Origin of the sequence: Deinococcus sedimenti, assembly GCF_014648135.1 — a bacterium.
In the GTDB taxonomy this organism is placed as follows: Bacteria; Deinococcota; Deinococci; order Deinococcales; family Deinococcaceae; genus Deinococcus; species Deinococcus sedimenti.
In genome coordinates, this window is record NZ_BMQN01000015.1 from 48,181 (window position 1) to 58,525 (window position 10,345).

Sequence of the window (10,345 nt, forward strand, 5' to 3'; positions counted from 1 at the left end):
ACACGGAGGGTATTGGGGGGTCGGCCAGATGGACGCTCGCTGAGACCTCATCGGGGTCGGAAGGGTGGGGGGCACAGCACACATTTCAGAACACTGGGATGGATCAGAGGTCGCAGTGGCCGGGCGACGTAACCCGCGGGTGGCGGTGGACCACGCGGAAAGTTGGGCCAATCTTGTCGGCAGACCACCATGGTCACGTGCGGAATGAGCACGTCCAGAGGAGTCGGGTTCTCTGCACCTTCAGGCCGAGTCGCCCATGCTTTGCGCAGCACGGCCAGGCGGTACAGGGTATACGGCTCTGCCCGCAGCAGGGGCAGGTTTCGGGTCCAACTTAAACGCGGTAAACGCTGTCCCTGGGCTGCGCGTCTGGCCTGCAGGTACGCCTCCGCTGCGGCAAAACGCTGATCCAGCAGTTCGGTCGCGCTGTACCGCAGCGCAGCACGCCGGTCAGGCCGACTGGCCCGCTCGTCGTACGGACGCGACAGATACTCGAGCAGCCGCGCCAGGTGTGGCCCGCGTAGATTGACCGCCCGGCAGTGGAATCCCATCTGCCGGAGTCGGCTGAGACACTCCGCATCTGGAATGCTGGCCAGGATATGCACGTGTAGCGCCTCCGCTCGGCTGAGGCATACACGCACGTACTGGGGCAGATCAGGTATCAAGGCCTGCAGGTGGTGCCGGGCCAGCTCACCACCCTCCGTGTACAGCTCGACGCCTTCCTCGAAGACGTACACGAGGTGATACAGCCGTCCCGGACACGCCACCAGGCGGGCCACGATCCCCATGCCATCGCCGATCAGGCGCCGCGCCTTGGCCCTCCGTTTCGCGGTGGTGTCCGTCACGGCGTCCGGCAGCCAGTGCCCGGCGGGGCGCTGACGCTGATGCAGGTGCGTGATTGTAAATCTCGTGGGGTCAGCGAGGGGAAGCATTGGCTCCTGCGCAGCTCCAGGCCTGAACGGGTGCCTGGCGGGGCACGCCGTTCAGGACCTGCGTTCGAGTGGTGGTGTCAACCCGGCGTTGACGGCAGACCAGGCGTGGTCAGCCCTGTTCGGCCGCCGCAGCAAGCCAGGCCGCTCGTGCGGAGCTGCTAGACGTCAGACGTCACCAGCAGTGCATCTGACGGACAGGTACCAGCCAGCGACAGCGGGCACCTTGTGGCCTGATCAGGAACAGCAGAATTCGCCACGTGATCTCGTGGCCTGGCCCTGACGTGCAGCGTCGGGCCATGGCTGGACAGCTCGTCGCGACCCGAAGGGGCTGGAGAGGAATAGGGCGGGGCACGTCTTGACCAGGCCGACGGACATCCAACCGCGCCAACGATGGAGGTGCCGGCTATTACAGGTCGTTCAACTGGCACCAAGGACAGGGAAGTCACGCAAAGACCGTATGGACGCGTGGGTGGTTGCACCTTGGTCATGAGGAGGGAGATCTCCAGAAAGCGGCGTCTAGGCCGACAAACAGCGTGAGTCGGTCCCGGACTTGACAAGCCGATTACCTGTAGCTCAAGCTCCGGACAATTCGGCAGACAGAGGTTGATCACCTGTCAGCGCGGTTCACGCTCGGATGACGTGTGCTACTCCTGACCGGCAGACCGGTGCACATGCGCCTCACGGACCCGAACATCTGTTCACTTCAGGCCTGTCGACAGGGCGGAAAAGGATGTATGCCGTCGGAAAAAGCGTGACAATTACGTGGAATGACTACCACCGAGTCCACCCTCGCGCTGCCAGACGGCATGATTGTCGATTACTTCATTGATAGGCCAGTCAACGACTGGTCCAAAGAACAGACGCGTCACCGTACGGCCCATACCATCTCCAGAAAGTTCAGCATCAGCCTCGCTGACACGCCCATCAATTTCCCCAGTCCGGTGTGTGGTCGGAAACGGGAGGCTGACTTCGTCGTGCCCTGGCCACAACCACTCGGGTCTTGCCGGTTGACGCGAGAACAGCGGAGCGCCTTGATGGGCGGGTGCGTTGCTGGGACACGGCGCTGGAGCTCGCTCTCCGTTCGGCTCTCCACCGCGAGGTCGAACGCACGCGACGACTCTTCCGGGCTCTCCGTACGTCGTCTTCCCGGGCGCGAGGGTAGCGGTGTTCGTGGACAGCGACTTTTGACGCGGTCGACGCTTCAATGACTCAAAGGAGAAACTCCAGCCGCACTGCCGCGCCAAGATAGAACGGAATGTTGAGAGTGATGCGCAGAATGTTGCCGACCTTAGCGCGGCGGGCTGAGGAGTCGTCCGGGTTTGGGAAAAGGAAATCGAGCGCGACTGTGACGGCATCGCGTCGGCGATCGCCGAACTTATCGTGTCTCGGTCAGGGAGTGGCAGGCGCAGCACCCGCACCTAACGGGCAAACCCTTGTGCGCCGGCGGCGAGGAGCTGTCAATCGTGAGAAGCCGTCGTCTCATCCGCGTCCGCGCATTCGTTCCAGCGGGCACCCAATGACGGATATCTCGGCACCCCTTGAATCAAAACGCATCATAATTCATCTGTGACACATCAAGCCGTCATGCCGATCGTCCTCTCCAGAAGTTTGATTATGTGCAAGGAGTCGAATGGAATCCGATCAAATGTCGGCAGCAATTAAGGAAAATGGAGGAGAGTGGGTTTGGCGCCCGGCTCCCTCAGATGGGGGACGTGATTTTGGCAACAGCAATATCTTTGCCACCCCACCGGACATTGACACGCTGGTAAGAGAAACGGGACAGAACAGCCTGGACGCGGCCATGGAAGACGCAGCCACCGTTTCGATCCGCTATGTGATCACGGAGCTCTCAAAAAGCTCCAAAGAGTACGCTGAATTCGAAAAATCGATCGGACTGTCGGACCTCATGCAGCACGTTGAGAGTGCGGCCAAAATCGACTCCAAGATGGGGCGCCGGCTCAAGCAGGGTCTGGAGCACGTCCGGAGCGCGAGTTCACTAACCCTGTTGAGGATTGACGATTACGGCACTACAGGTCTGTTCGGAAGCGAGCGCCAGTCCGGCGATGGCCGAAGCCCGTTCGCCGCTTTCATCCGTAACAACTTGGACAGCTCAAAGTCCGACTCGACCGCTGGCGGATCCTTCGGCCTGGGGAAAGCCGTCAATTGGGTGTGCTCCGATCTCTCCGCCGTCATGGTGGCCTCGGCGATTCGGCCCACATACCCCTCTCCCTCCCCGGCAGTGGACGGCGCCGATCTGTTCCGAGTCATCGGCAAGGCGGAACTGACCTGGCACGAAGCAGATGGAAAGCCTGGTGGACTCGCCGGGCCAGGGTGGTTCTCGACCGGAGGCGACGAAGCCAGTTCTTTGTGGCTGACTAGTCAGGAGCTGAAGGCAATGCAATTGGACCGGACTGACCTTCCGCAGGACGCCGACGCGCACTTCGCCTACGGGACGAGCCTCCTCGTCGTCGGCTTCACCGATCCACAAGCCTCTGAGCCTGTCAAGGCCGAGACTATGGTGGAGCAGTTGGTATCCGCCGCTGCGAAGCACTTCTGGCCGGCTATCGTCGCCGGGCGCCTCTCCGTGTCCGTGGAACGCTGGAAGGACGAAAAACGCCTCGAGCAGCGGACAGTATCTCCCAACGTCCTGTTCCCCGAGTTCTACGACGCCTATGATCGGTATCTCAAGGGCGAATTGGTTGAACAGTTGAGGGACCCGGGGGATACCGTCAAGGTTGACGTTCCGTTGGTCGTCCCTGCTTTGAAGGGTCAAAGGGGCGAGACGATCGCCACTTGTCACCTCCTCATCCGGCTAGCAGAGCCCAGCGAGAAGCCAGGCAAGGCCTCAAAACAAGGGCTCGTCGAGCACGTCGCCTTGACCCGTGGCAGGGCGATGGTGGTCAAGTACTGGAAGCAGAGCGGTCTGGTTGTCGGAGGGCGCCTGTTCCACGCGGTACTGCTCGCCGGAACGGCGACCGGAAAGCATCCTGAAGCTCAGGCGGCCGAACGGTTTCTGCGGGACGCTGAACCCCCAGCGCACGACGAATGGCGGTTCACCAGCGATCTGAGTGCGAATTACGTGCGGGGTGCCAAGTCCCGTCTCGACGACTTCCACAAGGCGATCGTCACGGCCATCCGCAAGACCATCCGTCCCCCGGAAGGCAACGAGAACAGCGGTCCCAGCGAGCTCATGAAACTGCTGGCGGTGGTAGTCAAGACCCCGGTCGCCCCCGGCCCGAAGAAAGGGACTTCGTTACCGGCGACCATGAAACGACCCAAAGCGTTCGTGTTGGATGAGCGATGGCAGGTCTCGGCCATCGTCACGGTCAAAGACCGCACGAAGCGCTGGCGCGTGACTCCTCGACTCTTCTTGGAAGTGGAAAGCGGACGGCCGATTCCACTGAGATGGGAGAAGCTTGACGTCGTGGGCGAGGGGGCGTCGACCGCCGAGGGAGCGCTGGAGGTGGCTCCGAACCGGAAAGAGATCGCCTTTGCAGGGGTCTCGGCCGTTGACGCCGACGGAATCGTCGCGGCGACCAGTCGCCTGAAGGTGGATTTAAAAGTCGAGGAAATGCGCGATGCCGACCAGTGAACGATTTGCTCCCTACGCGATGTCGACAGACGTGAGCGTCCAGATAACATCCTGCATCGACCGAGACGCTGGAACCCCGATCGAGTTCACGTCCGCTATGGGCATTGAAGACGTCGGCAGCATGGTGTACGAGCTCGTATCGCCCAAGTGGAAAACCCTCGAGATGCAAGTGGGCGTGACCCTTCCACACGCGGAACTGCAAAAACTCGCGCCTCCGGAGTCCGATTTGGACACCGAAACTCGGATGATCGTGCGCGTGACATGTCCGAGCACGAAGTTGCGGCGTGGGGTAGAGCTGACGGCGGTCGCGCCCGGGCGCTGGGAAGGGACGGTGACGCTACGCCGTTCCAGCGTGGATCGCGATGTGAAATGCGACGCGAGACTGGTACGAATCCTGCCGGGGCCACCCGGGGCGAAGAAGAGTTTTGCCTTGGCTGTAGGCCAGATCCTCGCCGAAGGGCAGAGTGCCGTTGTGCGGTTGCAGCCGCCCAAGCCCCGTCTCAATGCGGGAATGGACGTCCGTTGGGAGGACTTTCAGGCCTCTCATCACGAATGGCGGAGTAAGCATCCCCAAGACGTGTTCTATCTGGATACCGGTGCCGAAGAGCCGGTCGTGTGGCTCAACTCCAACCATAAGGCCCTACATGCGGCCTTGGAGACGGACGATGCGGCCGGAACCAGCAAGGCAGTCAAGCTTATGACCATGGCCTTCGTCGCACAGGCCGTCTGGCATCAGATGTTTCTCGTGGCCGCGGCCGATCTGACGACAAGTCCAGACGATAGTCCCGAACTTCCCGAGGGTTGGAAAGGAAACGTTCTCAACGAGCTGCTGCCTAGGCTGTTTCCACTCGAACCAGAGGACGAGCGGCTCCCGACACTGTTGGAAAAGCTCCGGAACGGTGCGGCAGCGGGCAGCTTGGCCTCGCTGCTCGGCACGGCCATCCAGGAACAGATCGGTGGCACGAAGATGATTCGAGACGCCGTCAGAGCCATTGACGAAGGAGAAGAATGAATCGCGTCCGTGGGTATCGCCGAGAAATTGAGACCTTGTTGATCACGAAGCTCAAAGGGAACGATTTGGGGTCCTTGGAGGAGTACGAAAAGTTCGCCGTCGATTTCGACGAGGAGCAGGCGCTGGACCTGGGGCCGCTGGAGGCCTTGTTCGGGCACCTAACGACGGATTCGAAATGGACGGTCAAACGTCCGCTAACAGACGAGGAGAAGAACGAGCTGGACGGGTGGCTGGCGCCCCGCCTGCACGCCGCGGTCCGGGTGCACCGTGCTTTGGCTGCAGATCCTCAATTCTGGACATGGCTGACATTGGCGTACGGACGAGGGTACATGGAGATTCGTTGGCCCACCGATCCGGAGACGGTCACTTCGGCCTGGCGTTACACCGGCGGAACGCTCCGCAACGGTCTTGCACGACTCTGGTGGGGAGCGGAAATGGTCAGGTCGGGTGACGACTATCAGTTTGTCGCCCCCCTGTTCCGCCGTACGCGCACCGCGCAGTTTGCCCTTGAACTTTCGTATTCGCATTATCGACCGGCTGCCATCGCATTCGTCAAGGTGGCGGAGAACTATCCCATTCGTGAAGGCGCGCCTAGGCTCAATGACGAGGAAATGAAAGGTTTGAGCAAGAAGATCAACGCCGCACTCAGCCTGAACTCCTTGGAAGCCAGAGCAGCGTATGACCTGGACGACGATCCTACCGACGAATGGTATCGAATGATACCGAAGCGCGAGGAGCTCCTCAACGAAGAACTTCCTCAAGGCCCCCCTTCATCGGGCGTCCCGGCAGAGACCCTCAACAGTCTGGAAGACTGGTTCAGGTCGCTTCTTTGACAACTTCGGACGGCTCCTGACCGGATAGGTCGGGGACGCCCTTCCGTTTCAACGCATCAGTTCCAAGGCCGCAACATACGACAACTTGGGAGGCACCGCGTTGCCGATCAATGTCGCATAGTCCTTCCGCGAGCGCTTTCCGAACCGGAACCAGTCCGGAATGAACTGGATCCGGGCCGCTTCGTGTGGAGTGAGGGTACGCCGACACCGAGGATGAACGAACCTACCCTGACCCATCGTCATGAATCCACCCGTGATGGTGGGCGCGGGCAGTTCGCCGTGAATGCGACCGTAGACGGCATTGTACGTATGACCGTTCCGGTGGCATTCCGGCCTCTCGGATTCCGGGAGCTCAAACAGGTCGTTCTCAAATAGATAGTCGATCCGCTGTTGCGTCAAGGGCAGCGGCTGACGTGTAGTGTCGTAGTCTCCTTCGCCGAGCGTTTCCAGGTCCGCGCAGGCCCAATCGAAACTGCGGGATTCCGTCCTGTATTCCTCAATCATGTCGTCCCACGAGATCCGCTGCTTTTTCGAAGCGAGCAGGAGCACGCGCGGTCGCGTTTGTGCGACCCCGATCCTGTCCGTGTAGACGAGGCCGGTACAGACGTAGTACCCCAACCATCGGAGGTGATGCCACACCTTCTGGAACGCCTGGTCTTTGGAAAAGCGCACCCCGGCGACGTTTTCTATGATCAGGTGCTCGGGAGAAAGGACCTCCGCGACACGCGCCATCCGGATGTAGAGAGCGTTCTTCTCGTCCGTCCGGCGCGTGTGATTGTTCAGATTTGAGTGCCCTTGACAGGGGGGGCCGCCGATCACGAAATCGACCGGGCCGAGACTGGACTTCAAGGCGAGTTCGGACTCCGTCAAAGGGGCCTTGAGCGCACCGTCAAAGAGCGACTCGACAGGTTCGTCCGTCGTGCGCCTTACGACGATGTTGCCTTCGTACACCTCTCGAGCCGACGGGAAGATGTCCGACGCGAGTACGACCTCGTAATCCATCTCAAGGGCGCGGGCGGCTTCAATCACTCCGAGACTTAAGCCTCCACACCCGCTGAACAGGTCGACGATACGCAACTGGCCACTCAGGTTGGTGGTCGGCGGGCGGGTGTCGCTCTTCAACCAAGCTTCGTCGTAGGCCGCGCGAAGATCCCCTTCGAGTGGACGTCGCAATCGGACCGACGAGGCACGTTTCGTGCCGTCGCGTCGCCTCACATACCTTGTCAGCATCGTCCCATCGACATTGAGGGCGAAAGATTCGACGCGATGGGCATCTAACTGCTCCTGCGAAAAGAGTGTGAGCTGTGGTCGCTCCTGGTTGCCTTCCGCCTCAAAATCTCGTTCTCTCTTCGGGCCTTCCAGAATCGTCAAGCCGTCTTCCACTTGAGCTGTTTGATTTTCGATTAAGCGACTCACGACCTACAGAGCTTATCAGGAGCGGCTTGACGGTGGGCCTTTCCACGGGATCCGCGGCGCCTCACCCGTGAGCGATAACGGCACGGCTTGAAGTTGGTGTGGCGACGTAGGCTCTGTGCTATGGGGGTAAAGGTCACTCCTAAACGATTCGGACTGACACCGGTCTCAATAGGACCAAGAAGTCACACGGCTGGAAGGATACGTTCCGAGCAGGAGCCTCATGAGCGAGCCGCCCAACGACTGTATACACTTCTTGAATCACCCTCAAGATATAATGACCACACGTTTTATGAAGGACAACTGATGCGTAGCCTATATTGCTGTGAATACATGATTTCCATCGAGTTTCCATAATTCTATGAGCTTCATCGTCAGTTCTCTCTGCCTGATCTCAAGGCTCTCCGGCGTCCATGCAGACTCGGAAAGAACTTGTGTGGTCAGAGCGAAGGGCGAGACACCTCCAACTCCCTGGAAATACGACGTCTTCTTTTTATCGAATTCGAAATTTCTCGCCTGGCTGTTCTTCGTCTTTGCCAGAAGTACCAGGTTCGCCAGTCTATGTGTCCACCTCTCGCGGTCGCTCGCTTCCGGAAACCACTGCATCCAATGGCTGTCCGCTCGAGGGTTCTGGGGGAGGACGTGCTCAATACTTATGATCTTTTGATCGTACTTGGCTCCTGCGCCACTCAAAGCAGCGTCAAGCCGAAGAAGCACGTAACGGTTGATTTTCGTGAAATTGTAGATGTCTCCGTTCAAAGTTGCCACGGCACGTTCAGCTTCCGCAGGACGAATATGGAGAGGCGAACTCGGCCCAAAGATACCCGTTCCCCGCTCAATGGCCAAAAGGACTTCCGCATAGCGGTTAATCCGTTCGTTCACGTTTGCACGAGTAAGTAACATGACGACGGCCAGACGTTCCAGTGCCGTGAAGAACCTTATGAGAAGCTGGGGCTCTTGACGATACCGGACGAAAAACGCCAATGCGGGGGGAACCCAGTCCTCGTTGTCGATTTTACTGAGCCAGCCGGTCATCTCGTTTACCTTCTCCGCGCCGGTCGTAGCCTCATATTCCTGTCGACGGATGATCCGGTATGCCTCGGCGTAAGGTTGCAACGTGGCGTCAATGAACTTCTCCGGCTGTTGTTGTGGCTTGACGTAGGTTCGGAGCTCTTTGAGGAGGGTATCTTGAGCTTTGACTCTTCTGATGGCGGTTCGTAAATGGGAGAACAGATTCTCAAAACCGCTTCGCCCGAGCTCCTCTTCAATGTCCTCCCAGACCGCTGTATAGGTCTCTCTGCGCGGCTCGCCGACGGCGCCGATGATCTCAGCTTTCAGGATGTCGGTGTAGGAGAGGTCCAAGCCCCGGTCGTTCATCACCGAGAAGATGCGATAGGCCGATTCCATGTTCGGTGTACTCACCGTCACGAGAAAGCAGTTGGTCAGAATATGGGTTGCCAAGGAGAGGCGTTGATCGGGTGTCAGCGCGCTCAGCCGCCCCAGATAGGCCTCGTAGTTGTTCTTTAGGTTCTTCTGGGGATCGGAAAGCACCACTGATCGGAGGTCGTTCAGATCTCGGCACGCCTCTTGGATGACTTCACGGAAAAAGACATTGTCCCGATCCCGGATTCTCAACCGAGGACGATCGGGAACATTGGTGATCTGGCTACCTTTTTGAAAGATGTAGTGATTCAGTTCGCTCGCCGCCGCGACCCCCGATTTCGCCATCGTCTCGCGTAGGGCCGCCAAGAGGATTGTCAAGGTGGTGAGGCGCTGCTGGCCATCAATGACTTCGGCAGGCGGCTTTCCTTCTTCTTTGATCAATACGATACTTCCCAAGAAATAGGGCTCCTGCTCCGAGCGTGAGGCATTGTTGACAGACTCGAGCAGATCGTCGAGAAGAGCTTCGGCCTGCTCCGTCGTCCAGGAGTAAGGACGCTGATAAGGAGGAATCGTAAAGGCGAAGTCGTCGCTGAATATCTTCTGAACAGGGTGCTCGGAACCGTGGATACGGACACTCATGCTGCCATTCTGTCAGCTTCGGCGTCCTTGACTGAGCGGGTCGGAATTTCACGCGCCGGTGACAAGTGGTCCATCCTGTTTTCCCCAGCGGCCAAGGTCCGCGGATCGAACATCGGTCCGGTCGACGCCAGCTTGACCCTGTTTCCGATGCCCATCCGATTGCAAATTGAGCCCCAGACTGAGAGGGTTCGTGTTATACAAACAGTGCATGGAGCGGCGGATCCTAGACTTCCTCGCTCGGTGGCCGGACCTCAATCGAATTAGCCCGACTAAAACAGACGGGCTGAAGTACTCTGATATTTGCAGATTGACTGGAACTACACTTGGGACAAGGTCAATACGCAGGACGCCTCGTACCAGCTAGTCATCTCCACCACAGACTTCACCGTGAATTACGGTGAAGTCTGTGGGCGCGTGATTGTCCTCGCCTCAAAGTTTGGACAGTTTCGAGTAGAGACTCGGCTCAGCGGCAGGTTACACCCTCAGCACCTGACACTTCGGGAAACTGACGTGCTGGCAGTTGAGAACGGCATTCCGAGGAGCC

At 59.2% G+C, this 10,345-nt stretch carries 7 protein-coding genes; 4 read left to right on the forward strand and 3 right to left on the reverse strand.

Going from position 1 to position 10,345, the window contains the following annotated elements:
- Positions 1-47: 47 nt before the first annotated feature.
- Positions 48-842 (reverse strand): hypothetical protein, encoded by a 795-nt coding sequence (locus IEY69_RS17770; RefSeq protein WP_189074486.1) that lies wholly within the window; start codon positions 840-842, stop codon positions 48-50.
- Positions 843-2,559: 1,717 nt separating this feature from the next.
- Between IEY69_RS17770 and IEY69_RS17780 the strand changes: the two genes are divergently transcribed.
- The 3 genes from IEY69_RS17780 to IEY69_RS17790 are packed head-to-tail and all read left to right on the forward strand — an operon-like array spanning position 2,560 to position 6,366.
- The gene (locus tag IEY69_RS17780) at positions 2,560-4,521 is read left to right on the forward strand and encodes a hypothetical protein (protein WP_189074488.1); all 1,962 of its coding nucleotides are present in this window, start codon (positions 2,560-2,562) and stop codon (positions 4,519-4,521) included.
- Positions 4,508-5,533: a hypothetical protein gene (locus IEY69_RS17785; protein WP_189074489.1), complete on the forward strand. Its 1,026-nt coding sequence runs from the start codon at positions 4,508-4,510 to the stop codon at positions 5,531-5,533. The genes IEY69_RS17780 and IEY69_RS17785 overlap by 14 nt, the downstream gene beginning before the upstream one ends.
- Positions 5,530-6,366, forward strand: coding sequence for a DUF6339 family protein (locus IEY69_RS17790; RefSeq protein WP_189074490.1), 837 nt, complete (start codon positions 5,530-5,532; stop codon positions 6,364-6,366). Before IEY69_RS17785 ends, IEY69_RS17790 begins: the two co-directional genes overlap by 4 nt.
- 48 nt (positions 6,367-6,414) lie before the next feature.
- On the opposite strand, the gene IEY69_RS17795 is transcribed toward IEY69_RS17790, so the two are convergent.
- On the reverse strand, positions 6,415-7,782 hold the full coding sequence (locus IEY69_RS17795) for a DNA cytosine methyltransferase (protein WP_189074491.1): 1,368 nt from the start codon (positions 7,780-7,782) through the stop codon (positions 6,415-6,417).
- A 312-nt stretch (positions 7,783-8,094) separates the two neighbouring features.
- Complete coding sequence (locus tag IEY69_RS17800) at positions 8,095-9,801, reverse strand: DUF262 domain-containing protein (protein ID WP_189074492.1); 1,707 nt, start codon at positions 9,799-9,801, stop codon at positions 8,095-8,097.
- A 300-nt stretch (positions 9,802-10,101) separates the two neighbouring features.
- Between IEY69_RS17800 and IEY69_RS21835 the strand changes: the two genes are divergently transcribed.
- Positions 10,102-10,345: hypothetical protein (locus IEY69_RS21835; protein ID WP_229784090.1), on the forward strand; the 244-nt coding region annotated here is incomplete at its 3' end.